General features: G+C 30.5%; 22 protein-coding genes and 2 tRNA genes. 12 read left to right on the top strand and 12 right to left on the bottom strand.

All coding sequences use genetic code 11. The annotated features are described in order from the left end of the window. Positions 1–11: 11 nt before the first annotated feature. The gene (locus AQ1689_RS05185) at positions 12–686 is read right to left on the bottom strand and encodes an SCO family protein (protein WP_101955388.1); all 675 of its coding nucleotides are present in this window, start codon (positions 684–686) and stop codon (positions 12–14) included. A 159-nt stretch (positions 687–845) separates the two neighbouring features. On the opposite strand from AQ1689_RS05185, the gene rseP reads away from it, so the two are divergent. Both rseP and AQ1689_RS05175 read left to right on the top strand, forming a co-directional pair. Next, positions 846–2,195, top strand: coding sequence for an RIP metalloprotease RseP (gene rseP / locus AQ1689_RS05180; protein WP_101914161.1), 1,350 nt, complete (start codon positions 846–848; stop codon positions 2,193–2,195). A 492-nt stretch (positions 2,196–2,687) separates the two neighbouring features. Then, a complete protein-coding gene (locus AQ1689_RS05175) occupies positions 2,688–2,843 on the top strand; it encodes a hypothetical protein (protein ID WP_180947533.1) in 156 nt (51 codons plus the stop codon). Positions 2,844–2,931: 88 nt separating this feature from the next. Here AQ1689_RS05175 and AQ1689_RS05170 read toward each other — a convergent pair whose 3' ends face one another. Genes AQ1689_RS05170 through AQ1689_RS05160 form a run of 3 tightly spaced genes read right to left on the bottom strand, consistent with a single transcriptional unit; the run spans position 2,932 to position 6,543 of the window. Beyond that, positions 2,932–4,740: a GNAT family N-acyltransferase gene (locus tag AQ1689_RS05170; RefSeq protein ID WP_101955387.1), complete on the bottom strand. Its 1,809-nt coding sequence runs from the start codon at positions 4,738–4,740 to the stop codon at positions 2,932–2,934. Positions 4,741–4,796: 56 nt separating this feature from the next. Beyond that, a complete protein-coding gene (locus AQ1689_RS05165; RefSeq protein ID WP_101955386.1) occupies positions 4,797–6,071 on the bottom strand; it encodes an aspartate kinase in 1,275 nt (424 codons plus the stop codon). Next, positions 6,058–6,543, bottom strand: coding sequence for a GNAT family N-acetyltransferase (locus AQ1689_RS05160; RefSeq protein WP_101955385.1), 486 nt, complete (start codon positions 6,541–6,543; stop codon positions 6,058–6,060). The genes AQ1689_RS05165 and AQ1689_RS05160 overlap by 14 nt, the downstream gene beginning before the upstream one ends. Positions 6,544–6,702: 159 nt before the next feature. Here AQ1689_RS05160 and fbp point away from each other — a divergent pair, with 159 nt between their 5' ends. Both fbp and AQ1689_RS05150 read left to right on the top strand, forming a co-directional pair. After that, entirely contained in the window at positions 6,703–7,737 is a 1,035-nt protein-coding gene (gene fbp, locus AQ1689_RS05155; RefSeq protein ID WP_101955384.1) for a class 1 fructose-bisphosphatase, read from the top strand. 123 nt (positions 7,738–7,860) lie between these two features. Next, positions 7,861–8,469: a superoxide dismutase gene (locus tag AQ1689_RS05150; RefSeq protein ID WP_101914156.1), complete on the top strand. Its 609-nt coding sequence runs from the start codon at positions 7,861–7,863 to the stop codon at positions 8,467–8,469. 140 nt (positions 8,470–8,609) lie between these two features. On the opposite strand, the gene AQ1689_RS05145 is transcribed toward AQ1689_RS05150, so the two are convergent. After that, positions 8,610–9,065, bottom strand: a complete 456-nt coding sequence (locus AQ1689_RS05145) for a DinB family protein (RefSeq protein ID WP_101914155.1) — start codon at positions 9,063–9,065, stop codon at positions 8,610–8,612. A gap of 52 nt (positions 9,066–9,117) precedes the next feature. Between AQ1689_RS05145 and AQ1689_RS05140 the strand changes: the two genes are divergently transcribed. Next, complete coding sequence (locus AQ1689_RS05140) at positions 9,118–9,468, top strand: arsenate reductase family protein (RefSeq protein WP_101955383.1); 351 nt, start codon at positions 9,118–9,120, stop codon at positions 9,466–9,468. A 42-nt stretch (positions 9,469–9,510) separates the two neighbouring features. Here AQ1689_RS05140 and AQ1689_RS05135 read toward each other — a convergent pair. Beyond that, positions 9,511–9,582: transfer RNA gene (locus tag AQ1689_RS05135), tRNA-Gln, on the bottom strand. A gap of 84 nt (positions 9,583–9,666) precedes the next feature. Continuing rightward, positions 9,667–9,738, bottom strand: a tRNA-Gln gene (locus tag AQ1689_RS05130). Positions 9,739–9,920: 182 nt separating this feature from the next. Between AQ1689_RS05130 and AQ1689_RS05125 the strand changes: the two genes are divergently transcribed. Continuing rightward, a complete protein-coding gene (locus AQ1689_RS05125) occupies positions 9,921–13,037 on the top strand; it encodes a glycosyltransferase family 117 protein (protein ID WP_101955382.1) in 3,117 nt (1,038 codons plus the stop codon). Positions 13,038–13,140: 103 nt separating this feature from the next. On the opposite strand, the gene AQ1689_RS05120 is transcribed toward AQ1689_RS05125, so the two are convergent. Together AQ1689_RS05120 and AQ1689_RS05115 are read right to left on the bottom strand one after the other, a co-directional pair. Continuing rightward, positions 13,141–13,434, bottom strand: coding sequence for a thioredoxin family protein (locus AQ1689_RS05120; RefSeq protein ID WP_058886037.1), 294 nt, complete (start codon positions 13,432–13,434; stop codon positions 13,141–13,143). A gap of 75 nt (positions 13,435–13,509) precedes the next feature. Then, complete coding sequence (locus tag AQ1689_RS05115; RefSeq protein WP_101955381.1) at positions 13,510–14,733, bottom strand: metallophosphoesterase; 1,224 nt, start codon at positions 14,731–14,733, stop codon at positions 13,510–13,512. Positions 14,734–14,912: 179 nt separating this feature from the next. On the opposite strand from AQ1689_RS05115, the gene polA reads away from it, so the two are divergent. Together polA and AQ1689_RS05105 are read left to right on the top strand one after the other, a co-directional pair. Next, positions 14,913–17,801: a DNA polymerase I gene (gene polA / locus AQ1689_RS05110; protein ID WP_101955380.1), complete on the top strand. Its 2,889-nt coding sequence runs from the start codon at positions 14,913–14,915 to the stop codon at positions 17,799–17,801. 30 nt (positions 17,802–17,831) lie between these two features. Further along, on the top strand, positions 17,832–18,224 hold the full coding sequence (locus AQ1689_RS05105) for a hypothetical protein (protein ID WP_101914150.1): 393 nt from the start codon (positions 17,832–17,834) through the stop codon (positions 18,222–18,224). A 24-nt stretch (positions 18,225–18,248) separates the two neighbouring features. Here the strand turns inward: AQ1689_RS05105 and AQ1689_RS05100 are convergent, their stop codons facing one another. The 3 genes from AQ1689_RS05100 to AQ1689_RS05090 form a co-directional block, all read right to left on the bottom strand. Beyond that, positions 18,249–19,673 (bottom strand): KAP family P-loop NTPase fold protein, encoded by a 1,425-nt coding sequence (locus AQ1689_RS05100; protein ID WP_101955379.1) that lies wholly within the window; start codon positions 19,671–19,673, stop codon positions 18,249–18,251. Between the two features lie 57 nt (positions 19,674–19,730). After that, positions 19,731–21,326: an Ig-like domain-containing protein gene (locus AQ1689_RS05095; protein WP_101955378.1), complete on the bottom strand. Its 1,596-nt coding sequence runs from the start codon at positions 21,324–21,326 to the stop codon at positions 19,731–19,733. 63 nt (positions 21,327–21,389) lie between these two features. After that, positions 21,390–22,082, bottom strand: a complete 693-nt coding sequence (locus AQ1689_RS05090; protein WP_101955377.1) for a ComF family protein — start codon at positions 22,080–22,082, stop codon at positions 21,390–21,392. 54 nt (positions 22,083–22,136) lie between these two features. Between AQ1689_RS05090 and AQ1689_RS05085 the strand changes: the two genes are divergently transcribed. From AQ1689_RS05085 to AQ1689_RS05070, 4 genes are all read left to right on the top strand, one after another. Continuing rightward, positions 22,137–22,742 (top strand): class I SAM-dependent methyltransferase, encoded by a 606-nt coding sequence (locus AQ1689_RS05085; RefSeq protein WP_101914146.1) that lies wholly within the window; start codon positions 22,137–22,139, stop codon positions 22,740–22,742. Further along, positions 22,743–23,642: a hypothetical protein gene (locus AQ1689_RS05080; protein WP_101914145.1), complete on the top strand. Its 900-nt coding sequence runs from the start codon at positions 22,743–22,745 to the stop codon at positions 23,640–23,642. A gap of 25 nt (positions 23,643–23,667) precedes the next feature. After that, positions 23,668–24,567 (top strand): hypothetical protein, encoded by a 900-nt coding sequence (locus AQ1689_RS05075; RefSeq protein WP_101914144.1) that lies wholly within the window; start codon positions 23,668–23,670, stop codon positions 24,565–24,567. Between the two features lie 111 nt (positions 24,568–24,678). Then, positions 24,679–26,220 (top strand): glycine--tRNA ligase, encoded by a 1,542-nt coding sequence (locus tag AQ1689_RS05070; RefSeq protein ID WP_101955376.1) that lies wholly within the window; start codon positions 24,679–24,681, stop codon positions 26,218–26,220. Positions 26,221–26,253 lie beyond the last annotated feature (33 nt).

Below are 26,253 nucleotides of genomic sequence, written 5' to 3'. Positions count from 1 at the left end.
TCTATTATATTCTATTTATATTCCTCTTTTAACAAGGTAACATCATCGATAATTTTTTGCATATTTTCTTCTTTTGTACCGTCATACATGCCTCGAATTTGTCCTTTTTTATCGATTAAAACAAAGTTTTCGGTATGTACAAAATCTTGCTCACCGCCGTCGCCTTCATCTAAAACAGCAAAATAATGCTTACGTGCTAAGTTATAAATATGCTTTTTATCGCCAGTGGTTACGTTCCATTTTGCGTCGATAACACCTTTTTCATCGGCATATTTTCGTAACTGTGGAACGCTATCCATTACAGGGGTTACCGAATGCGATAAGAACATAATGTCGTCATCATTTTTAAAATTTTCTTGCAATTCACTCATATTATATGCCATCAAAAGACAAATTGTTTGGCATCGGATAAAAAAGAAATCGGCGATATAAATTTTATCTTTATAATTGGCATTGGTAATTATTTCGCCATTTTGATTGATGAGTTTAAAAGCGCCAATCTTATGATTTTTTGATTTTGAACGCACTGATGTATCTACCAATCGAGGATTGATATCCGCAGGACTGTAAACAGGTAATTTATCATCTACTTTTACCAAATGATAAAAAACAGGAATGCCTATCAAAGAAAAAACAAGTAAAAAAAGTAAGGTACTTTTTGATTTTTTAAAGAATTTTAAATCCATTTTTGATTAAATTTCAGCTAAAATACAGCTAAAAACAACTTTTATATATCTTATCTAAAGAAAAATATAAAAACAAAACCACATCAATACTACAAACTTTTACAGCTGTATTGAAAATACGTACATTTGTGCTATTTTTAATTTTAGAAATACATCTTTATGGAGACGTTAATAAAAGCAGTACAATTTATTTTGAGCTTATCGCTCTTAATTGTTTTACATGAATTAGGGCATTTTATCCCTGCAAAAATATTTAAAACTAAGGTTGAAAAATTTTACTTATTTTTTGATTATAAGTTTTCTATCTTCAAAAAGAAAATAGGCGATACTGTTTATGGAATCGGGTGGATTCCGCTAGGAGGCTACGTAAAAATAGCAGGAATGATTGACGAAAGTATGGATACAGAACAGCTAAATAAACCCGCACAACCTTGGGAATTTCGCTCAAAACCGGCATGGCAACGTTTAATTATTATGTTAGGTGGAGTTACAGTAAACTTTATTTTAGGGATTGTAATTTACATTTGTTTGATGTACACTTACGGCGAAAAATTTTTACCAAACGATAATTTAAAAGATGGTGTTTGGGTACAAAATCAGCTAGGAAAAGATTTAGGATTACAAACTGGTGATAAAATATTAACGATTGATGGGCAAGCAATTCGAAAATTTAGTGAACTTCCTTTAGAATTTATCAACGGAAATAATTATACGATTCAAAGAAATGGCGTTGTTATTGAAAAAGAAATTCCTACCGATTTTATTTCAAAATTAGTTGATAGAGATAAAAATTCTGGAAGTTTTATTTCGGTTCGTTTACCGCTTGTTATTGCAAATATTTCTAAAGATTCACCAAATATTAATAGCGATTTACAAGCAAAAGATATTGTTACTGCTATAAATGGTGTTTCAACAAAATATTTAGATCAGGCAAAAATTGAACTAGAAAAAAACAAAGGACAAGCGGTTAATATAACTATTCAAAGAGCTTCTGAAAGCTTAAGTATTCCTGTAAAAATTACTGAAAAAGGAAAATTAGGAGTTGGATTAGGGCAATTATCTTCAAAAGATTTAGAAAAATTAGGCTATTATAAATTAGCTAAAAAAACATATTCAATTAGCGAAGCGATTCCTGCGGGAACAGTAAAAGCGTGGTCAACGGTTACCAATTATATTAAGCAATTAAAAAAGGTTTTTAACCCAAGTACAGGTGCTTACAAAGGTTTGGGAGGTTTTATTTCAATCGGAAGTATTTTTCCTGCCGAATTTAGCTGGGAAGTTTTTTGGAACATCACCGCTTTTTTATCAATTATGTTAGGCGTTATGAATTTATTGCCAATTCCTGCCTTAGATGGTGGTCATGTAGTGTTCACTTTATGGGAAATGATTACCGGTAAAAAACCTGGTGATAAATTTTTAGAATATGCACAATTAGTAGGTTTTATCTTGTTAATAACCTTGCTTTTATTTGCCAATGGAAATGATATTTTTAGAACGTTTTTTAAGTAAAACACGCACCTAAATAATTATAATTTAAAAAGGGATTTCGTTTTAACGAGTCTCTTTTTTTTGGCTATATTCGTGTTTAGAAAACGAAATATAAGAATGCTTTCTGTAGTAAAGCGGAAGTATGTTTGGTTGTTTTTAAAAAAACATCTAAATTAATACCCCCAAAAAAAACATGAAAAAAATAATCAAATTTTCTGTATTTGCATTTGGATTCTTTGCAATCACAATGTCTCTTAGAGCCTGTTTAAATTTCATCTAAAAAACGTTTTATAGCTAAAAAATCGAATCCGTCAAACTGAATTTATTTCAGTTTCGCATCCTGATTTGCCGTAGTTCTTCACTTTATGCGATGCTGAAATAAATTCAGCATGACGATAATTTAGTCTTTATTTAATTTTTAAACAGGCTCTTAGATTACCAAGTAAAACCAATAATTATAGAAATAATTGAAATTGAGGAATATTTCCAGCTTCAATGATAAAACAAAAAATTATGTCAACTAAAATAGATAGATTAAACAATTCAAAAGTTCCTATTATTGTTTTTGATAAAAATTTAGAGAAATTACAAGATAAAATTTTATTTCCTGAAAAATTAGAAAAAGCAAATAAAATACTTGCAAAGGTTGGGCTACCAAAAAGAGAATAACTCAATACAATATATCATATAAAACAAAAAAAAGCATCGTAATTTTACGATGCTTTTCTATTTTATTTGATATTAAAACGCTTAAAAACTACTTCTTTAAATTTTCCGAAGCTTGCTTTTCTAATTGCGCTTGATACTCTTCTATAACAGGTTTTAAGGTGCTGTCAGGTATTTCAGCTACTTTTATATACAGCAAACCATCCACAGCATTATTAAATTTCGGATCGACATTAAAGGCTACTAAACGCCCGTTTTGCTTCACATATTTTTTAATAAGCACGGGCATACGCAATGCTCCTGGCTCAATTTCATCGATAATTTTATCGAATTTTTGCATATCTGCTTTGGTGGCATCAAACACAAAATCTTTATCGGCATCTTTTAATTTTACCTTAAATTCTTGCTTGGGATAAATATATTGCGCCACATACGGATCGTAATAATGAGACTTCATAAACTCAATCATTAACGATTTCGAAAACGCCGAAAATTTATTGCTAATACTCACACCACCCAATAAATATTTATATTCAGGATGACGCAATGTAACGTGTACAATTCCTTTCCAAAGTAAAAATAATGGCATTGGTTTTTGCTGATAACTCTTTGCAACAAAAGCACGCCCTAATTCCATCGAACTTTCCATCATGCTATACAATTCAGGCTCAATTCGAAATAAAGTATGGATATAAAAACCGTTAATTCCGTACTTTTTAAAAATATCTTTCCCTAAACCCATTCGGTAAGCCCCTACCAATTCTTTAGCAACGCTATCCCATAAAAATAGGTGATGATAATATTTATCAAACTTATCTAAATCGATGGCCTTGTTCGTTCCCTCGCCAATATCTCTAAAGGTAATTTCACGTAAACGACCAATTTCATGTAAAATATTTGGTATTTCTTTCGCATTTGCAAAAAAGACCTCATAATTTTTACTTTCTAGTAATCGGCTTCCCTTTTCCCTTAAAGCATCCACTTCTTTAGCAAATAAATCAGGCGCTCTTTGTGCCGTAATTTTTTTAGCTTTTTTAGGGATTTTTAAATTTTTAGGTGATAATATTTTTGACGTTTCTTTTTCAAAAGGATTCGCCAACATATATGTTTTCCTTCTTATAAATTGATAAAAAGAAGGAATATCTTTAAATTCTGCCTGATCTTTTACAGAAATAGCTTTTCCTATTCGTACTTTTATCACCTTATTATTTTGAGAAACTGCTTCCGATGGTAATTTTGCCGTTCTAAGAGTTCCACTAATCCTAGACAGTAAATAAAATAACGGGCTGTTTTTTGCATGAAAATAAATAGGAATTACCGGTACTTTTGCTTTTTTAATTAAGCGTACAGCTCCTTCTTCCCAAGGTTTATCAACCATTAATTTACCATCGCGATGCGTAGAAACTTCTCCCGCAGGAAAAATCCCTAAAGGTTTTCCTTCCCGTAAATGCAATAATGAATTTTTAATTCCTGCAATACTCGATTTAGCATCCTTTCTATCTTCAAAAGGATTTACTGGCATTATATACGGCTGTAAAGGTTCAATTTTATGTAATAAAAAATTGGCTATAATTTTGTAATCAGGTCTTTTTTCTACTAATATTTTAAGTAATAAAACACCATCCATAGCTCCTAAAGGATGATTAGAAATGGTAATAAAAGGTCCTTCTTTAGGAATTCTTTTTAAATCTTCTTCAGGTATTTCGTAGGTAACTTTACAGTCAGCTAAAACACCATTTAAAAATTCTAAATCTGTTTTATCTTTATTATTATCATATATTTTATTAATTGCAGAAATGCGTAAAACCTTCATCAATAACCATCCTGTAAAAGTTCCTACAACACCTAATTTATCTAACCCGATAACTTTAGCAATTTCTTTTGATGTAACTATTCCCATTAATTCAAATTTGGCATAAATGCAAATATAACTGAATTTTGCGAGACTGTAATTTTTTATTGTATAACCAATTGTGCTGTTTCTGTATTAATTTGACTTATAATTGACTTTCCTTTTTTACGTATTTTTTGAAGCGCTTTTTCATCAAAATGACGAATCGTATAAAGTGTAACTTCTTTGTAAGTTTTTATCTTAAAATCTGATTTTAAATCGGTATAAAAAACGTCGAATAAATCATATTTATCATCTACACAAACCGAAAAACTAATGGCTGAATTTTGAATTAAATTTACCTTTAATTTATATTTATGTAATTTCTCAAAAACAGCACTGATATTGCTTTCTACCATAAAAGAAAAATCTTTAGCTGAAATTGAAATCAAAATTTGATGTTTTTTTACTATAAAACACGGTACTTCAGGGTTAATTTTAGTGCCTTTTCCTACACAAGTTCCTTTGTTTGATAAATCATCAAAAGAACGTACAAATAGTGGAATATTTTTTTTCTCTAAAGGTTGAATCGTTTTTGGATGAATTACAGATGCGCCATAAAAAGCCATTTCAATAGCTTCGGTATAAGAAATTTCGTGTAGCAATTCCGTTTGTGTAAACACCCGAGGATCGGCATTTAAAACCCCTTCAACATCTTTCCAAATAGTTACACTTTTAGCGTCTAAACAATGGGCAAAAATACCTGCAGTGTAATCAGAACCTTCTCTTCCTAGGGTTGTTGTTATAGGTGTATTTTGCTTGTTTTTAACTGTTTTAAGTGATGTACTTCCTAAAAAACCTTGGGTAATATTTAAGGTTTTTTTAACAATATGTGTATTTATTTGCGCTTCGGTTAGCTTCCAATCAACTTTTGCATCTCTATAATTGGCATCCGTTTTAATGCAGTTTCTAACGTCTATCCACTTGTTTTCTACGCCAATTTCAGATAAATAAGCACTCACAATAGTCGTCGATAACAACTCGCCAAAACCAACCATCTGATCATATAGGTAATCATAATCATCCGAAGTATTTTGAACCATAAAACCACTTAATTCGCCTAATAAATGGTTTACTTCATTAAAAATAGGATGCTTTTTACCAAATAAATCGGTTACTATTTTTTGATGAAAATTTTCAACAAAACAAATCGCTTCTTTTAAATTATCTTTTTGATAAAAATAAGCATTGATAATTTCTTCAAAAGCATTGGTCATTTTTCCCATTGCCGAAATGACTATCAAAACATTCTCTGTACCTTCGTGCTGCAACACGTTTGCTACGTTTTTTACAGCATCGGCATCTTTTACTGATGCGCCTCCAAACTTAAATATTCTCATTACAAAATTGTGTTAAATACTGTTCATCCATTTGGCAAACTCGCCACTGATTATAAACTGTTGCACCTGTATTTTTATAAAAATCGATGGCATTTGTATTCCAATCTAATACCTCCCAAGCAACTCTTTTAAAACCATTTTTTTGTGCATAATTCATCACAGAACCGTATAATTTTTTACCTGCGCCAATGCCTCTTTTTGTTTGAGTAACCATTAAATCTTCTAAATGAATTGATTTTCCTTTCCAAGTAGAATAGCGCTCATAAAAAAGTGTCATTCCTATAATTGTTCCATCAATATCTTGAGCTACAAAGGTTTTAAACTTCGGATTATCAGAAAAACCATCTAAAATTAACGTTTCAAGATTAATTTCAACAGCATTTGGTTCTTTTTCAAAAATAGCTAATTCAATAATTAAATTTAATATTGATTGTGCATCTTTTTTTTCTCCTTCTCTAATTATAAAACTCATCACTTGTATTTTAAGCAAAGGTAATTCTTAATATATCTTGCTAAAAAACAAATAGAAAATTAAAACACATCGTTTCTATTTGTTAAAAATTTTAAGATGTAAAAACTTTGTAAAAGCGCAAAAAAGTTGGCATCTTTGTAAACCACACAAAAATTTGACATGAACAACAAGCACATGACTCTAGGTGAGTTTATTATTGGATATCAAAAAGATTTTAAATACTCTTCTGGTGAATTATCTCGCTTAATCAACTCAATTCGCTTAGCTGCAAAAGTAGTGAATCACGAAATTAGAAAAGCTGGTTTAGTCGATATTACAGGCGCTTCTGGCGATATCAACGTACAAGGAGAAACGCAACAAAAATTAGATATTTTAGCAAACGACCTTTTTAAACAAACACTTATTAACCGTGAAATTGTTTGTGGTATTGCAAGTGAAGAAGAAGACGATTTTGTGATTGTTGAAGGAAAAGATAAAACAAACGAAAATAAATATGTTTTATTAATGGACCCTTTAGACGGTTCATCAAATATTGATGTAAATATATCGGTAGGAACAATTTTTTCTATTTACAGACGAATTTCTCCTGTAGGAACGCCTGTAACCAAAGAAGATTTCTTACAAAAAGGAAGCGAACAAGTAGCCGCTGGTTATGTTGCTTACGGAACCTCAACCATGTTGGTTTTCACCACAGGAAATGGCGTAAATGGCTTTACATTAAACCCTGCAATTGGTACTTTTTACTTATCGCACCCAAACATGAAATTTCCAGAAATTGGTAAAATATACTCTGTAAGTGAAGGGTATTTTACGTATTTTCAAGAAGGAATGAAGCGCTTTTTAGTGCATTGTAAAGATTTAAATGAAGCAGATAACCGACCTTATACCGCGCGTTATGTTGGTTCATTAGTAACCGATTTTCATCGAAATATGATTAAAGGAGGAATTTATATTTATCCTTCAACAACCATTACGCCTAACGGAAAATTACGTTTATTATACGAAGGAAATCCAATCGCTTTTATCTGTGAACAAGCAGGTGGTAAAGCTACCGACGGTTTTACACGAATTATGGATATTGCGCCATCAGAATTACACCAACGTGTTCCTTTTTTCTGTGGAAGCAAGCAAATGGTAGAAAAAGCAGAAGAATTTATGACAGAATTTTCTTCGGATGAAAAACCAGTATATTAAATAATAACAATTATTTATAGTTCTATAAATTTAGAATAAGGCAAACAGTTGTTTGCCTTATTTTTTTGAATTAAATTTACATTTATTAAAACAAAAAATTAACTCACTTAAAAATAAATAATTATGGCTTTTCAATTACCAGAATTAGGATATGCTTACGATGCATTAGAACCAAATATTGATGCTAGAACTATGGAAATTCACCATAGCAAACACCATAACGGATATACCTCTAAATTAAATGCAGCAGTTGCTGGAACTGATTTAGAAGGAAAATCTATTGAAACTATTCTTGCTAATTTAGACATGAGCAACGGAGCAGTTCGTAATAACGGAGGTGGATTTTTTAATCACTCTTTATTTTGGACAGTAATGAGCCCAGAAGATAGAGGTTATTTATCAGGAGAATTAAAAGATGCTATTGAAGCTAAATTTGGTTCGAAAGAAGCATTTATCGAAGCTTTTTCTAAGGCTGCTGCAACTCAATTTGGTTCAGGATGGGCTTGGTTATGTGTTAAAAAAGGTGGTGAAATCGAAGTTTGTTCTACGCCAAACCAAGACAATCCATTAATGCCAGGAGTTGCTTGCGAAGGAACGCCAATTTTAGGATTAGACGTTTGGGAACATGCTTATTACTTAAACTACCAAAACCGTCGTCCTGATTATATTGATGCTTTCTTTAAAGTTATCAACTGGAACGAAGTTGAAAGAAGATTTGCTGAAGCTAAGTAATTAGTTTTATTTCGATAATATTAATGAAGTAAACTTCTTTACTATCGAAATAATAAGTACTAAAAAAACCCCGAAATTTTAAAAATTTCGGGGTTTTTATGTTTTTATAATATTCTTAAAAAAATATAATAGTAATTTTATTATACCAATTTAACTAGCGCCATAATAACACCTAAGTGAATTCCTTCATGTAAATTGTTAAAAGAAATCGCTGTTTCGATTGAATTTAAGGTAAAACCAAGACTTGTTTCATAGGCCGTATATTCTGTAAAAATACCCGCCTCAAAGTCTTCTTGTAAGGTATCAGGCAAGCCGATAAACAATTCTTTTACCTCTTCTAAATCATCTTCAGAAAATGTTTCTGTAGGAAAAGTTCCCTTTCTATAATTTTCAATTAATTCATCAGAAACTAAACAATTTAATCCTGATAATTTATACTGTAATAACTGTTGAGTTACTACTAAATGCGCAAGATTCCAAGCAATATTATTTGTAAATCCTTCAGGAATTTTATGTAATTGCTCTATCGATAAGTTTTCGATTTTTTTTAAAACTACTGCTCTCGATTTTCTTAAAATTTCAAATTGTGTGTTCATTTTTCTACTTATTTTAGCGGAGATCAAAGATAATTATTAAACCACTCAAACGATGAAGAAAGTATATTATTTACAAACCTGCGATACTTGCAAACGCATTTTAAAAGAAGTGAACATTGACGGATTTGAAAAGCAAGAAATAAAAACCAATAACGTTACTGTTAGCCAATTAGAAGAAATGCGAAAATTAACCGACAGCTATCAAAGCCTATTTAATAAACGCGCACGATTGTATAAAGAAAAAGAGTTGAAAAACAAGGAAATTAGCGAAGCTGAATATCGTGATTTCATTTTAGAAGAATACACTTTTTTAAAGCGCCCTGTTTTTATTTTGGAAGATAAAATATTTATCGGAAATAGTAAAAAAGTAATTGAAGCCTTAAAAGAAGAATTAAATTCATAAAACCAAAAAAGCTTCATAATCTTAACGATTATGAAGCTTTTGTTGGCCCACCAGGACTCGAACCCGGAATGTCTGCACCAAAAGCAGATGTGTTACCAATTACACCATGGGCCAATTAATAAGTTTGCAAATATAAAAATAATTTTTATATTTTAAGTAATTTTTTAAGCCGAACTAAAGTTGTTAAAAAACACTTAGTTGGCCCACCAGGACTCGAACCCGGAATGTCTGCACCAAAAGCAGATGTGTTACCAATTACACCATGGGCCAATTACTTATTGCGGGTGCAAATATAGCACAAAGTTTTATATACACAAACTTTTTTTGCTTTTTTTATTTTAACATCTTTTTGTGTAGGCTATTACTTGGTTAAATCTCTTAAAATTATATTTTTGTTTTCAATAAAAAATGAACAGTTATTAATACTTTCGTGTTTTACTATATAAAAAACTATGAACAATTTTAATTATAAAAAATGGAACACTCTTTTAGGGTGGTTTTCATTTGCAGTAGCGCTAATAACCTACACTTTAACCCTAGAGCCAACCGTTAGTTCGTGGGATTGTGGCGAATATATTTCTACCGCTGTTAAGCTAGAAGTTGGGCATCCACCAGGAGCGCCTTTGTTTCAAATGTTAGGTGCTTTTTTCGCTATGTTTAGTAACGACCCTAGTCAATGGGCTAAAATGGTAAATTTCATGTCGGGCCTAGCCAGTGCTTTTACTATTTTATTTATGTTTTGGACCATTACCAATTTGGCTAAAAAAATGGCTATCAAAAATGGCGAATTCAGCAAAAATGAAGCCATCGCTGTTTTAGGAAGCGGATTGGTTGGTGCATTAGCTTATACTTTTTCTGATAGTTTTTGGTTTAGTGCCGTAGAAGGTGAAGTATATGCCATGTCATCATTTTTAATGGCGTTATTATTTTGGTTAGGGCTACGATGGGAAGACGAAATAAATACTCCAAGAGGACACAAATGGCTCGTAATTATTAGTTTTGTGGTTGGTTTATCGTTTGGAGTTCATATTTTATCGCTCTTGGTTATTCCATCAATTGTGATGTTATATTTCTTCAAAACTTATAAAAATATCACTCTAAAAACAACCGCAGTTGCTACTTTAATTTCCATATTAGTTTTAGCTTTTGTTTTTAAATTTTTGTTTCCGTTTACCCTTAAATTCTTTAGTGTTTCAGAATTATTTTTTATCAATGAAATAGGTTTACCATACAACACAGGAACTATTATTGCTGGAATTATTTTAATCGGATTGTTTTTCTTCGGATTAAGTTTTACCCGCAAAAATAACCTAGTAATGGCAAATACTTTGATATTGTCAGTACTGTTTATTATGATTGGTTTTTCATCTTGGTTGATGTTGCCAATTCGTGCAAATGCCGACACTGTTATTAACGAAAATAATCCATCGAGTGCGCGTGAATTATTAGCCTATTATAACCGTGAACAATATGGCGATGCCAATGTTTTTTATGATAACTATTATTCAGTTACACATGATAGAGCTCAAGATGCTGAGCAACCTTTTAAAGACGACAAGCCGAAATACGAAAAGAAAAACGGAAAATATATTATTGTCAATAAATACAAAAATATAGTTCCTAATTATTCGAGCAAACACAAAGGATTTATTCCAAGAATGGTAAATCCTGCTTCAGAACAACATTACAAACGAATTGCAGGAATCCCGGCTCGAAGTAAAAGAAGACCTACGTTTTTAGAGAACATGAAATTCATGATTGATTATCAATTTGGATACATGTACGGGCGTTATTTTATGTGGAATTTTGTAGGAAGACAAAACGATACTCAAGGACATTTAGATATTGAAAATGGAAACTGGTTAAGCGGTATCGATTTTATTGATGAAATCCGCTTGGGTTCTCAACAAAACTTACCTGACGATATTAAAAATAATAAAGGACGTAATAACTATTTTTTCTTGCCTTTAATTTTAGGATTAATCGGATTAATTTATCAATCTAAAAAAGATAAAAACAATTTATATACCCTTGCCCTATTCTTTGCTTTTACTGGTTTTGCTATTATATTTTACACCAACCCAAGACCTTTTGAACCTCGTGAACGTGATTATGCCGTAGTTGGTTCGTTTTATGTATTTGCAATTTGGATAGGTTTTGGCGTATTTGCTTTGTATGATTATTTAAAAAATTATGCCAACAAAAGAACCGTTGCTATTGGAGTTTCAACCCTTTCATTATTGGCTGTTCCTGTATTAATGGGCGTTCAAAATTGGGATGATCACGATAGAAGCGATCGTTATATTTCGCAGTTAAATGCACAAACCTATTTAGAGAGTTGTGACCCAAATGCGATAATTTTTACCATTGGCGATAATGATACCTTTCCACTTTGGTACATGCAACAGGTCGAGGGTGTTCGTCAGGATATTAAAATTGTAAATACGAGTCTTTTTCAAACTGCTTGGTATATCGACCAAATGAAAAAGAAAACCTACCAAGCTGAACCGATTCCATCGCAATTAACACACGAACAATATAAATACGGAACCTTAGATATGGCGTATCATATTGCGCATCCACGATTTAAAGACTCTATAATGTCTATAAATAATTTTATGCGATGGATTGAAAGTGATAATGACCAAACCTATTATATTGATGAAGAAAATGATGTTAGAGAAAAGTTTTATCCTACAAATCATATTCGAATTCCTGTAAATAAAGCCAATGTTTTAAAAACAGGATTGGTAGCACAAAAAGATGCCGATAAAATTTTAGACTATATCGATATTACTGTTAGCGAGCAAGGTTTAACCAAAAATCGAATTTTAATGCTCGATATTTTAAATAATTTTCAGTGGAAACGTCCTATTTATTTCACAGGAGGTGCCAATGCCGATGAAGAATATATTTGGTTAAAAGATTATTTACAATTAGACGGAATGTCGTATAAATTTGTGCCTATTAAAACCTCAAACAAAGGAAAATCAATGTTTTCTATGGGGCGTATCGACACTAAAAAAATGCACGATAACGTTAAAAAATGGAATTGGAAAACCATCAATAATGGTAAAATTTATTTAGATGAGCAATCTAAGCGCAACGCAATTTCTATCCGTAATAATTTAATGCGTTTATCCGAAGAATATTTAAAAGAAGGTGATTCGGTAAATGCAAAAGATGTGTTAGATTTATCCCTATATAAATTGCCAATTAAACAATTTGAACACTATAGTGTTTCTTTAGAATACCCTGAATTATATTACCGCATGGGCGATATTGAAAAAGCACATGAAACCGTAGAAACTTTAATTGATGTTTTTCAACAAAAATTAAAATATTACAGTACTTTTAAAGACCAAGATGTTGATTTAATTATTGATAATTTAGAAACAAGTTTATACATGTATCAAAATTTAATTCAACAAATTACAAAATATGATAATGATATGGAATACGGTAAAAAAGCCTTTGAAGCCTATTTAAATCATGCCAATTTATTTAAACATTTAATGGCTAATGAACCGCAACAACCTGTTCGAGAATTAGATACTATTAAACCTTAGTTTTAAGTATTTTAAAAGCAATAGAACTTCCCGCATTACTAATGATAATACATTAAGTAATGCGGTTTTTTTTTTAATAGAAAAGACAAGGTAAAATACTTTTTTACAAATATTTCTTCACCAAACCGATTAAAGTATTTGCGTCTTGAACGCCTGTTTTTCGCCACTTCATTACACCTTCTTTATAAATTATAAAAGTAGGATTCCCTCTAATACTTAAAGCTTTAGCTAGTATTTCGTTATCTTTAATATCAATTTTAATTACTTTTGCCTTATCGCCTAAAGCGGCAGCAACATGCCTAAGCATTTCTACCGTAGAATCTAAAGGATTTAAATCAGTATAAAAATCAATTAAAACAGGTTTGTTGTTACTTATAATTTCGCCAAATTTTGCCATACATCTAGTTTTTTAAATATATTTCTCTTAAAAATAGTATTTTTTAACCAAATAATTACGATATATACAACAAAATCAGGCTTTTTTTAACTCAATAACCGTAATTTCAGGCCAAATTCCTACTCTTCCTGGAAAAGCATGGTAACCAAAGCCTCTATTTACATTAATATAACGCCCAAATTCTTGATACAAACCAGCCCATTGTTTATACACATATTGCGATGGACTCCACTTAATCCATCCTGGGATTTCAATACCAAATTGTAAACCATGCGTATGACCGCTCAACGTTAATTGATAATTAAAAGCATCCAATTTTACTTTGTTTTCCCAATGGCTTGGATCGTGGCTCATTAATATTTTAAAATCTTCTTTTTTTATTCCTTCGGATGCTTTGCCTAAATCGCCTGCTTTATTAAAGCCTTTTCCCCAATTTTCAACACCGACTAAGGCTATTTTTTGCCCGTCTTTTTCAATATATCGGTGTTCGTTTAATAACAATTCAAAGCCTATTTTAGGATGTAATTCTTTTATCGCCTTAAAATTCGCCTTTTTATCTGCATCATTTTTCCAAGTAGAATAATCGCCATAATCATGATTTCCTAGCACCGAATATTTACCAACAGGCGCTTCTAATTTTTTAAATACGTCAATCCAATTATCCATTTCGTGGGCGAAATTATTAACCAAATCGCCTGTAAATAGAATCATATCTGATTTTTGCTGATTTACCAAATCAACCGCATAGCTTATTTTTTCTTTATTGGTAAAACTTCCTGAATGAATATCGGTAATTTGTGTGATGGTAAAACCGTCAAAAGCTTCGGGTAAATCTTTAAACGACAATTGATATTTTAGTACTTTATAATTGTATTTTCCTTTAAAAATTCCATATAATAATCCTGCAAAAGGAATCGATGCCATTGCTAAGGCTATTTTTGCGATAAAAGTTCTTCGCCCCGCTAAAGGTTTTGTTTCTTCGGATGAAATATAAGAAATTCCCTTTTGAATCCATCGAAAAAAATCTTCACCAAACAATACCAATAACATACATAACTTAGGAAGCAATATTACTAAAAGCATGCCCAAAGCAACCTGAAATTGTAAAGTTTGCCCTGAACTTCTATCCGAAGAAAATACCACGTAAAAAAAATAAGCATAGGCTAAAAAACCAATAGATAACCAAGCATAACGAATAAATGTGTTTTTAGTAATTGTTTTTATCGCCTGAAAAGCATAGGCTTCAAAAATAACAACAACAAATACGATACTTAAAATTGAAAGCAACCATCGAGACATATAACTATATTTAAAAGTAAGACAAAGATAGGTTGATTATTAAAATCAATTTTTAACGTCTTGTTAAAGTTTCGTAGCTTTGCCAACTGAATTAATGACTATTTTTTAGTTGTTCATTTCTTTTCAAATAGCTTTTAAAAAAATATTCAACCACACTTCAATAGGCTTAAAAAACACCAATGGAAAATCAAAAACGACTTTTTTTACTAGATGCTTTTGCATTAATTTTTAGAGGATATTACGCCTTTATTAAAAATCCACGAATTAACTCGAAAGGAATGGATGTTTCGGCTATTTTGGGTTTTACAAACTCGATGTTAGATGTTATAAAACGAGAACGCCCCGACCATTTAGCCGTCTGTTTTGACCGTGGTGGTTCTGTAGATAGAAGAGCAGCTTTCCCTGAATATAAAGCCAACAGACAGGAAACTCCTGAGGCTATAAAAATTGCCATTCCATATATTGAAGCAATGTTAAAAGCGATGAATATTCCTGTGGTTGTAAAATCAGGATATGAAGCGGATGATATTATAGGAACGCTTGCAAAAAAAGCCGAAAAAGCAGGATACAAAACTTTTATGGTAACCCCTGATAAGGATTTTGCTCAATTGGTTTCTGAAAATATTTTTATGTATCGCCCTCGTTTTGGCGGTGGTTATGAAACTTGGGGGATTCCTGAAGTTCAAGAAAAATTTGGCGTAGAACGTCCTGAACAAGTGATCGATTATTTAGGAATGATGGGCGATGCGGTGGATAATATCCCTGGTTTGCCTGGTGTTGGTGATAAAACGGCGAAGAAATTTTTAGCGCAATATGGTTCTATGGAAAATCTGCTAGCAAACACTGCCGATTTGAAAGGGAAAATGAAAGAAAAAGTAGAAGCAAATGCTGAATTAGGTATTTTATCTAAAGAACTTGCCACTATTATGTTAGATGTTCCTGTTGATTTTGATCAGGATAATTTTGAAATGTGTCAGCCAAATATTCAAGCAACTGCCGATATTTTTAACGAATTAGAATTTAAACGTTTAGCCGATACTTTTGTTAGGGTATTTACTGCTGCTGTTCCTGTAAAACCAGGCGAAAAAGCATCCGAAGAAAATACCGAAAATAAAATAGGAAATCAGGCAGATAACTCACTGAAAAGCCAAGAAGAAGCAAATGTAATTCCTGCAACAGATTCCGATGGACAATTTGATTTATTTGCCGCTCCAGGAACTGGAACTGTTAATCAAAAAGTGGCTGTTTCTGGTTTTAAAACTATTGAAAATACCCCGCATTTTTATCAACAGGTAAATTCTCCTTTATCAAGAAAAATATTACTAGAAAAATTAATGCAACAAAAATCGGTATGTTTTGATACCGAAACTACCGGTTTAAAAGCCTTGGAAGTTGAATTAATCGGAATTTCATTTTCTTGGGAAATAGGCAAAGGATATTATGTTCCTTTTCCTGAAAACCAAGAAGAAACAGCTATTATTTTAGCCGAATTTAAGCCGTTTTTTGAAGCATCAACTATTCAAAAAATTGGGCATAATTTAAAATACGATCTCAAAGTTTTATCAAATTATAAGGTTTCTGTTAAAGGAAAATTATTTGATACCATGATTGCGCATTATTTAATTAACCCTGATATGCGTCATGGAATGGATATTTTAGCCGAAACATATTTGAAATATCAGCCTGTTCCAATTACCGATTTGATTGGTAAAAAAGGGAAAAATCAACTGTCAATGCGAACTGTTGAAATTGCCAAACAAACCGAATATGCCGTTGAAGATGCCGATATTACCTTGCAGTTAAAAGAGCATTTTACCAAAGAGCTAGAAAGCGGAAATGTAACCAAGCTATTTAATGATATTGAAACGCCTTTAGTATCGGTTTTAACAGCGATGGAAATTGAAGGAATTAACTTAAATGTGCCATTTTTAAAAGAACTTTCTGTTGATTTAACAAATGATATTGAGCGTTTAGAAAAAAATATTTACCAGCAAGCGGGTGAAGAATTTAATATTGCTTCACCAAAACAATTGGGTATTGTATTGTTTGAAAATATGGAATTGGTTGAAAAGCCGAAAAAAACCAAAACAGGGCAATATTCTACCGCCGAAGAGGTGCTTTCTCTTTTAGCGAAAGACCATCAAATTATTAGAGATATTCAAGAATATCGTCAGTATAAAAAACTAAAAAGCACCTATGTTGATGCTTTGCCAAACGAAGTAAACATAAAAACAGGGCGTGTTCACACCTCGTATGCACAAGCGGTTGCTGCTACAGGAAGGTTGAGTTCTAACAATCCGAACTTGCAAAATATTCCAATTCGTACCAAAAGAGGACAGGAAGTTCGAAAAGCTTTTATCCCAAGAGATGAAAATTATGTGTTATTAGCTGCCGATTATTCTCAAATTGAATTGCGAATTATTGCTTCATTAAGCCAAGAAGAAACCATGATTGAAGCCTTTAAAAATGGCGAAGATATTCATGCTTCTACAGCATCGAAAGTATTTAATGTTCCTTTAGAAGAAGTAACTCGTGAGCAACGTAGCAACGCTAAAACCGTCAATTTTGGTATTGTGTATGGAGTTTCGGCTTTCGGATTGAGCAATCAAACCGATTTATCTCGAAAAGAAGCAAAAGCATTGATTGACACCTATTATGAGACCTATCCGAAGTTAAAAAATTACATGGCAAAACAAGTCGATTTTGCGCGTGATAATGGCTATGTAGAAACGGTTTTAAACCGTCGTAGATATTTAAAAGATATTAATTCGAGAAATGGAATGGTGCGTTCAGGGGCGGAAAGAAATGCTGTAAATGCGCCAATTCAAGGAAGTGCTGCCGATATTATAAAACTGGCAATGATTAACATTTATAAGCGATTTGAAAAAGAAAATTTTAAATCGAAAATGTTATTGCAAGTGCATGATGAATTGGTTTTTGACGCTCATAAAGATGAATTAGAAATCATCAAACCAATTATTAAGCAAGAAATGGAAAATGCCTTTAAAATGGAAGTTCCGTTGGATGTAGAAATCGGAATTGGTGAAAATTGGTTACAAGCACATTAATATTTATTATATAAAGAAAAGTAAGAGAAAATGGAAGTAGATTATATAGATAATGTCAATGGTTTTGATGAACATGTAGTGCGTTTGTACAATTTCAATAAAGAAGAAGCGACTAAATTTAGTGCATTAATTAAAGAGACTGTTATCGAAAAAAAACAACGATTAGATGTATCTGAAATTGATTTTATTGAGGCTCGAAATTGTAATTTAATTTTTGGTTTATTCAAATCTGATGAAGGGATTTTGACCAAAGACAAGCAAACATTTTTTTGTGTGCTAACTTTAGCAGGTTTTGAAAATATGCTACAATTAATAGCGCCTTATTGCCAAAAAGAAACTAGAAGTTATCAGTATTTATATGATATTGATAATCCAACAGAATTGTTGTTTTGCCCAACGGCTACTAGGTATGAGGGGGAGTAAATATAAAAAATTATTGCTAATTTATTAAATTAAGTTAGCAATAATTTTTTTGTAATTTAGTAATGAATAACTAGATTTTTTTAAATCTTTTATTATTTCATTTTCATTAATTATCAGAAACTTTAAAAAGAAATAATCATATTTTTTCTCATAAACATTTAAATCTTCATTAAAATAATCTATGTTTGAAACTACACTATCACTTATAGTATTGATATTTATTGGTATAAAAAAAACAATCAAATCTGAATAACAATAATCTCTTCTCTGATTCTCATGGAAATTAAAATCATTCAAATTTTTGTTAATTATATTCTCTTTCAAACCAAAATATTGTTGTTTATTCTTCTCTTCAGTATATTTTTTAATAGCCTCATCTGTTTTTATTCTTAAAAACGGAACATTTAAAAAACTCTCAAAGATACCATTTTCAAATTCATTTAAAATAAGCAAATATAATGTCAAATAGGTTTCAAAAAGAGTTCCAGAACCATTGTGAATAATGTTTGGTAATTTTAAACTTTGTGAAACATCGCTTTCTTTTAAGTTCTTAATTATTAAATATTTATTTAATATCTTTTTTATTTTCCTTGGATTTTTAAAATGTAATTTCTCAAAAAAATCATTTATTAAATCACCTAATTTTTTATCGTTTACCTTTTCACTTTCATCAAAATAACTGTTTACCAATTTCATTGCATCTATATTTTCTGGCATCGAAAAAGAAATATCAAACACTTTTTCTAAATATTCGTTTGCTTTTACAATATCTCCATATTTTGTTTGTACAGCTTCTGTAACTGCTTTTTTATCAATACCACATAAAAAAATAGTCTTCTTTCCGTAGGTGAAAAAAAGTTTCATTGCTGATAATAAATTCAATACGTTTTCGGGTTCGCATCTGTCTAAATCATCAATAAAAACAATATTATATTTTGGAGCTTTATCTCCTTCTCTTTCTGTAATTTTATTTTCCCAATCAATAAAATCTTTAGAAAACTGTTCTTTTAATTCAAAAAAAGTTTGATTATCAACATGATTAAGCATTTCTTTAGCACTAAAATTTGCAAAAGGAGCTTTAAAAGTTACAGATTTAGCAAAACCTTCTAATAATTTACTTCCATTTTCTAGAAAATTATCAACTTTAGTATTTGATTTTTTAGCTAAAAATTCTAATAAAGAGTTTGCTAAATTCGCATCACTTTCAAACTCCCAAGATTCGAAGAAAAAAGTATTAAAAGAACCTTTCAATTCTTTTTCTAAATACTTCATCAAAGTACTTTTACCGCTTCCCCATTCTCCGTAAATAGAAAATATTTTTATTTTTGAAAATTCATCTTTATTATTTAAAAAAAAGGATTTTAAAAGTGTTCCTTTTTCTATAATTCCTATATAATCATTTTCAGGAGTTAAGTTTTCAATAGGTAAATTCGATAAAAGTCTTGACATAGTTTTTTTGATAAAGTTATAAAAAACAAGTCAAAAAATCAACAAGAATAAACTCCTTTATTCAATAACAAATACTTCATTCATTTCCCAATTGGCTCTTAATTTAAATGCCTTTTCAAAGTAAATAACTTTTTCGGGTTGTTGTTTTGATAAAAAATTTCCTGTATCCCAAATAGTATTTTTATTGGTGTCGATAATTGCTCGAACGGTGTATTCTTTGGGTGCTAATAAATCAAATATTACTTTTTCAGATGAAGAAATATACTTGGTTTTTACCACTTCGCCCTTATCTAAAAGTTGCATAATTACAGGATGCTTTGTTTGTTTTTTTACCTCTAAAATAATACTTCCGTAGTCTTCAACGGTTAGGGTTTTAAATTGATATTTTAACGTATCATTGCTAGTTTCATATACATCGATAATTCCTTTAGGCAAAACTGCCAATTTATAAAATGTTGAAGGTGTTTTTTCAAATAAAATAGCGAGCTTATTTATACGTTGTTTTTTTACTTGAAAGGGAATTGCAACGGTGTCTTTATCTACTAATGAAAACTTTGATTTATCAAAAATTGTAATAGGATTATTAGTACTTAAAAATAAGGTATCTTTTAAAGGTAGAACACTTTTTACTTCTGATAAAATAGCCAAAGAATCGATTTGTTTTTTACGTAAACGAACAGTAATGATATCGCTAAAATTTTTATTGCTGATACTAAAATTTAACGAATCTTGTTTTACAGGGGTAAACCAATAATTAAGGGTGTCTTTGTCTTTTTCGTAGGCTGAAAATGATTTGAATGAAGCAGGAACTTTTGATACTAATTCAATTTTCATATTTCCACGTTTTCCTTCATATCCGAATTGAATTTTTCCTTTTGAAACTTCTTTTCCTCTTTTAAATCGATACGGCTGTACTTCTTTAAAAAGTGTTATAGGGTTTAAAACAAGTGTGTCTCTTGGTAATGAAATTGTGTCTTTATAAAATCCTATTTCATCTGTTTTGCTATTAAAAATATAATCGCTTGACGCTTCTTTTAAGGCTAATAACAAGTATTTTCCTTTGCGTAAATTGGTAAATTCAAAATTAGTAGAATCTAAAGTACTGCTAAGGTAATTTGGTTTTTGTTTGTAAATAATTGAATCGGTATAAGTGCTATCTAAACGATATAATAAAACGCTGATGTTTTTAAGCTTTTTTTGTGTAAACGCTGGCGCTACTGAGCCTTTTAATTTTAATGAATCAATATAATTTCCTGTAGAAAAAACGTATTTAAAACTTTCTAGTTTATTATTTTCATTATTGTCTTGTACTGCATTTCCAAAGTTAAAAGTATAGGTTGTATTGGTTTTTAGAGTGTCTAAAATTTCAATATTAATATACTTACTCGCAGTTCCTTGAGGTGTTATAATTGGTGGATATTTTAAAGGAGGGGAAACAACTAATTGTTTCGATAATCCTTTTAAAACTACATATTCGTCAAATTCAATTTTAATATTTTTTTTATCAAAATGGATCGTTTTATAAGGCGGTTTTGCCGTCATCATAATTGGCGCATCTTCATCTTTAGAACCGCCTTCTGGCCTTCCTTTTCTTGCACAACTAACTATAATTACAGATGCTAAAACGACTAAAATTAATAATTTATTTTTCACAAATTAATTCTTTAAATATTCTTAAAATAGAACTTCAAAAGTAGTAAATTAAGCCTAACAAAATTATTCTTTTTTAGTGTACGCTATCGTAGCAATGCTAATGCTTATATTTTTTGTTTTTAATAACTCTTCACAGCAAGCCACTAGAGTTGCTCCTGTGGTTAATACATCGTCAATTAATAAAACATGCTTGCCTTCAAACACCTTAACATCAGTTAATTTAAAAGCTGTTTTAATATTATAAAACCGTTCAAAACGAAGCTTTCTTGTTTGTGTTTTAGCAATGGTTGTTTTTATTAAAAAATCGGGTTTATAGGTTGCATTTAAAAGAACACTTAGGGTTTTACCAAATTCTGTAAGCTGATTGTAGCCTCTCTTTTTTAATTTAGTTTGATGTAATGGCACAGGAATTATATAATCGACCTCTTTAAAAACACCTGATTCTTTTAAGTTTTCGCCAAACCAATTACCTATAAAACGACCTATTTCTGGTTGATTTTTATATTTTAACTCTTGAATTACTTTTTGAGTAACACCCTTTTTTTGATAATACAGGAATGAACGGACATTTTTCACCAAAATTTTACCATAAAAAGGTGCCAATAAGCTATTGTTTACATACTGGTTATTTTCTATAATGGGTAGTTTATTACTACACACAGTGCATAAATAAGTTTCGCTTTGTAATAATGTAGTTGCACAATTAATACATAAATTAGGATAAAATAAATAGAATATATCTTTTAAATTTTGCATCTTTACGAACCTTATTTGAGCAGAAATATACAAAAAACATAACAAAATATTATTTTGAGTAAAAAATTTAATTTCTTTAAAGAAGCTGTAAAAAATTACAAAACAGCTGGTACTGTTGCCCCTAGTTCTAAATATTTAGCAAATAAAATGCTTCGGGAAATTGATTTTTCAAAAGCGAATGTTATTATAGAATTAGGTCCTGGAAACGGCCCTATAACACATAGTATTTTAAAAAAACTTAAACCTGAGGCTATTTTAATTTGCTTTGAAATTAATGATGCCTTTTATGATGAACTAAAGAAGATAAAAAATCCGCAGTTAATTGTTTTAAAAGCTTCTGCCGAAAAAATGGCTATCGAAATTGAAAAATTAGGCTACAAAAATGCCGATCATATTGTTTCTAGCTTACCGTTAACGATTATTCCAAAAGAAATATCGCATCGTATTTTGGTTGAAAGTTATAACCTTTTAAGTAATAATGGATTGTTTATTCAATATCAGTATAGCTTAACATATTATAAAAAATTAAAAGAAGTTTTTGGAAGTAACATCAAGCTAAGTTTTGAATCGCTTAACTTCCCTCCTGCATTTATTTATAACTGCACAAAAAGCAGTATATTAGATTCTGATAAACCTAATCGTTTATCAGAAAACCGATGAATGATTGCAACAAAATTTAAAAATACGGGGTTTATTGCTTTTCTACTTGCATTATTAATTACAACAGGTGTATTGTCGTATAAAAATGCAAGTGAATATTCGGAATTAAAAATAGCTTTTGATTCCGAAAAAAAAGACCTAGAATTTGAATTAAATACTGTTTTAAAAAAATATGAAAAAGCACTTAACCAAAAGGATGATGTTTCTTTAAATTTAAGAAATAAACTTCATGAAATAATTAAACTTAAAGATACTATTCATAACTTAAAAGCTGAAAATTATCGTTTATTGCGGTTTTACAGAAAACGTATTTTAATTTTAAATAAACAAAATGAATTACTTTTTTCTTACATTGACTCTTTAAGTTCAAAAAATAATCAATTAACAACTAAAAATGATAGCGTTACCGAAGTTTTAATTCAAAAAAGACATCAAAATAATCGCTTAAAACATAAAAACAATTCTCTAGACAAAGAGAAAAAGCTTTTAAAAGAAAAAATTGCCATTGCTCAAGTTTTAAAAATAGCTGCAATAAAAGTAGTAGCAATGAAAAAAAGACGAAGCGGTAAATACACCCATACTAATAGGGCGAGTAAAACAACCGCTTTTAAAATAACATTTAATTTACTAGAAAATAAAATTATTAAACCTGGTTTAAAACCTATTTATATTCAAATTGTTTACAATAATCAGGTTGTTTCACCCGTTAAAGAAGTCTTATTAACAAACAAGCAAAAAATATTTTGTAATGACATATTAACCGTACAATACAATAAAAAAATATTGCCCGTAATTTCATTTATTCATGTAAATAAAAACTCCCTAACCAAAGGTTTTTACCATGTGAATATTTTTATTGATGGTGTTTTTATAAAAAAAACAACCCTCAGGCTTAAATAGAAAAAACATTATTCCCCCGTAAATTATGACTACTGAAAGAAAAAAAAGCGCTATAATTGTTTTATTACTAATAACAATGCTATCCTTAACCCTCTATTCTTTACAGAAAAAAAGCCAACATGATACTCTTCAAAAAGCCTTTAAAGATGATAAAAACGATCTAGAAAAGGAGCTCGATGAAATGATTAGAGATTATACCGATGTTGTGGTTCGTAAAAAAAGTATTTCTAAAAGACTACAGCTTGAACTTGTTAAAATGAACAACCTTCGAGATTCGATAAAAATATTACAGATAGACAATTACAGTTTAATACGAATTTACAGAAAAAAAATAAGTCGTTTAGAATATGAAAATAAACAACTATTTATCAAAGTAGATTCATTAAGTATTGCCAATCAGGAATTGACTCAAAAAAATGCAATTACAAAAACTATTTTAGCGCAAAAAGAAACTATAAATACTTCTTTAACCGATAAAAATAACGAATTAGAAGAAAAACAAAAAATACTTCAAACTAAAGTAACTGCCGGCAGTATTCTAAAAATAAATACCGTTAATGCCGTGGCTATGAAAGAGCGTAGCAACGGAAAACTAACCTCAACCTCAAGATCTAGCAGAACAGATGCCTTTAGAGTCAATTTTGATTTACTCGAAAACCCCGTAGCTGATACTGGTAAAAAAACAGTGTATATTCAAATTACAGATCAAAATAATAATGTTATTGCACCAAAAGGAGTTACCAACTTAAAAAACGGTGCAAATATTCAATATACCGATGCTATTGATGTAAATTATAATAATGACAAATTAAGTTTAGTATCGCTTATTTTAGTCAATAGAGATGATATTAATAAAGGAAAATATACCATTAGTACTTTTATAGATCAGCTTTATTTAGGTGCAACCATTCTTAATTTAAGATAAAAACATCTTTAAAAACGATAAAAAACCACGAAAAAGTAAAAAAATCATTTAATTAGTCACTTTTTCGTTTTAGAATAGTATTAGTTTAAATCCTTATTTTATTTTTGCAATATGGCAAAACAAGAAGATCACTTTAAAAAAGTAATATCACACGCAAAAGAATATGGTTATGTATTTCAGTCTTCTGAGATCTATGACGGTTTAAGTGCGGTTTACGACTATGCTCAAAACGGAGTTGAGTTAAAGAAAAACATTAGAGATTATTGGTGGAAAGCAATGGTACAAATGCACGAAAACATTGTCGGTATTGATGCGGCAATTTTGATGCATCCAAATACTTGGAAAGCTTCAGGGCATGTTGATGCTTTTACCGATCCTTTAATCGATAATAAAGATTCTAAAAAACGATACAGAGCCGATGTTTTAGTAGAAGATTACTGTGCTAAAATTGAAACTAAAATTGAAAAAGAAGTTAAAAAAGCCGAAAAACGCTTTGGAGAGACTTTTAACAAAGCAGAGTTTGTTGCAACAAACGGACGTGTTTTAGGCTATCAAGAAAAAATTAATACCATTTTATCTCGTTTAGGAAAATCTTTAGAAAATGAAGATTTAGCCGATGTAAAATTATTGATAGAAGAATTAGAAATTGCCGACCCTTTAACAGGTTCAAAAAACTGGACGGATGTTAAGCAATTTAACTTAATGTTTGGTACAAAATTAGGTGCTTCTGCTGAATCTGCAATGGATTTATACCTGCGTCCTGAAACGGCACAAGGTATTTTTGTAAACTTTTTAAACGTACAGAAAACAGGAAGATTAAAAATTCCTTTTGGAATTGCTCAAACAGGTAAAGCATTTCGTAACGAAATTGTTGCTCGTCAATTTATTTTTAGAATGCGTGAGTTTGAACAAATGGAATTACAATTTTTTGTAAAACCAGGAACGCAAAAAGAATGGTACAATAAATGGAAAGAAACCCGTTTAAACTGGCATTTATCATTAGGAATGGGCGCGGATAATTACCGTTTTCACGATCATGAAAAATTAGCACATTATGCTGATGCAGCCGCTGATATTGAGTTTAAGTTTCCTTTCGGATTTAAAGAATTAGAAGGAATTCACTCACGTACAGATTTCGATTTAAAAGCACACGAAGAATTTTCAGGAAAGAAATTACAGTATTTTGATCATGAAGATAACAAAAGTTACACGCCTTGCGTAGTAGAAACTTCTATCGGATTAGACAGAATGTTTTTAGCTGTTTTTTCAAATTCTTTACAAGAAGAAGCTTTAGAAAACGGAACTTCAAGAACTGTTTTAAAGCTTCCTGCTATTTTAGCACCTGTAAAAGCAGCTATTTTACCACTAGTTAAAAAAGATGGTTTGCCTGAAGTTGCTCGTAAAATAATGGAAGATTTAAAGTGGGACTTTAACGTGGCTTATGATGAAAAAGATGCGGTTGGTCGTCGTTACCGTCGTCAGGATGCAAATGGTACGCCATTTTGTATTACTGTTGATCATGACACTTTAAATGACAACGCTGTTACAATTCGTCATAGAGATACTATGGAACAAAAACGTGTTCCAATTTCTGAATTAAGAGAGCTTATCAAAAAAGAAGTTGATGTAAAAAATTGGTTACAAAAAATGTAATTATTTTACCATACTCAAAATAATAAAAATCCT

It is taken from the genome of Tenacibaculum finnmarkense (assembly GCF_900239185.1).
GTDB classification, from domain to species: Bacteria; Bacteroidota; Bacteroidia; order Flavobacteriales; family Flavobacteriaceae; genus Polaribacter; species Polaribacter finnmarkensis.
This window is presented reverse-complemented; position numbering and strand designations above follow the sequence as displayed.

Excerpts from the sequence above, each read along its gene's own strand:
- AQ1689_RS05185 (WP_101955388.1), bottom strand. The coding sequence starts at position 686 with ATGGATTTAAAATTCTTTAAAAAATCAAAAAGTACCTTACTTTTTTTA.
- rseP (WP_101914161.1), top strand. The coding sequence starts at position 846 with ATGGAGACGTTAATAAAAGCAGTACAATTTATTTTGAGCTTATCGCTC.
- AQ1689_RS05175 (WP_180947533.1), top strand. The coding sequence starts at position 2,688 with ATGTCAACTAAAATAGATAGATTAAACAATTCAAAAGTTCCTATTATT.
- AQ1689_RS05170 (WP_101955387.1), bottom strand. The coding sequence starts at position 4,740 with ATGGGAATAGTTACATCAAAAGAAATTGCTAAAGTTATCGGGTTAGAT.
- AQ1689_RS05165 (WP_101955386.1), bottom strand. The coding sequence starts at position 6,071 with ATGAGAATATTTAAGTTTGGAGGCGCATCAGTAAAAGATGCCGATGCT.
- AQ1689_RS05160 (WP_101955385.1), bottom strand. The coding sequence starts at position 6,543 with ATGAGTTTTATAATTAGAGAAGGAGAAAAAAAAGATGCACAATCAATA.
- fbp (WP_101955384.1), top strand. The coding sequence starts at position 6,703 with ATGAACAACAAGCACATGACTCTAGGTGAGTTTATTATTGGATATCAA.
- AQ1689_RS05150 (WP_101914156.1), top strand. The coding sequence starts at position 7,861 with ATGGCTTTTCAATTACCAGAATTAGGATATGCTTACGATGCATTAGAA.
- AQ1689_RS05145 (WP_101914155.1), bottom strand. The coding sequence starts at position 9,065 with ATGAACACACAATTTGAAATTTTAAGAAAATCGAGAGCAGTAGTTTTA.
- AQ1689_RS05140 (WP_101955383.1), top strand. The coding sequence starts at position 9,118 with ATGAAGAAAGTATATTATTTACAAACCTGCGATACTTGCAAACGCATT.
- AQ1689_RS05125 (WP_101955382.1), top strand. The coding sequence starts at position 9,921 with ATGAACAATTTTAATTATAAAAAATGGAACACTCTTTTAGGGTGGTTT.
- AQ1689_RS05120 (WP_058886037.1), bottom strand. The coding sequence starts at position 13,434 with ATGGCAAAATTTGGCGAAATTATAAGTAACAACAAACCTGTTTTAATT.
- AQ1689_RS05115 (WP_101955381.1), bottom strand. The coding sequence starts at position 14,733 with ATGTCTCGATGGTTGCTTTCAATTTTAAGTATCGTATTTGTTGTTGTT.
- polA (WP_101955380.1), top strand. The coding sequence starts at position 14,913 with ATGGAAAATCAAAAACGACTTTTTTTACTAGATGCTTTTGCATTAATT.
- AQ1689_RS05105 (WP_101914150.1), top strand. The coding sequence starts at position 17,832 with ATGGAAGTAGATTATATAGATAATGTCAATGGTTTTGATGAACATGTA.
- AQ1689_RS05100 (WP_101955379.1), bottom strand. The coding sequence starts at position 19,673 with ATGTCAAGACTTTTATCGAATTTACCTATTGAAAACTTAACTCCTGAA.
- AQ1689_RS05090 (WP_101955377.1), bottom strand. The coding sequence starts at position 22,082 with ATGCAAAATTTAAAAGATATATTCTATTTATTTTATCCTAATTTATGT.
- AQ1689_RS05080 (WP_101914145.1), top strand. The coding sequence starts at position 22,743 with ATGATTGCAACAAAATTTAAAAATACGGGGTTTATTGCTTTTCTACTT.
- AQ1689_RS05075 (WP_101914144.1), top strand. The coding sequence starts at position 23,668 with ATGACTACTGAAAGAAAAAAAAGCGCTATAATTGTTTTATTACTAATA.
- AQ1689_RS05070 (WP_101955376.1), top strand. The coding sequence starts at position 24,679 with ATGGCAAAACAAGAAGATCACTTTAAAAAAGTAATATCACACGCAAAA.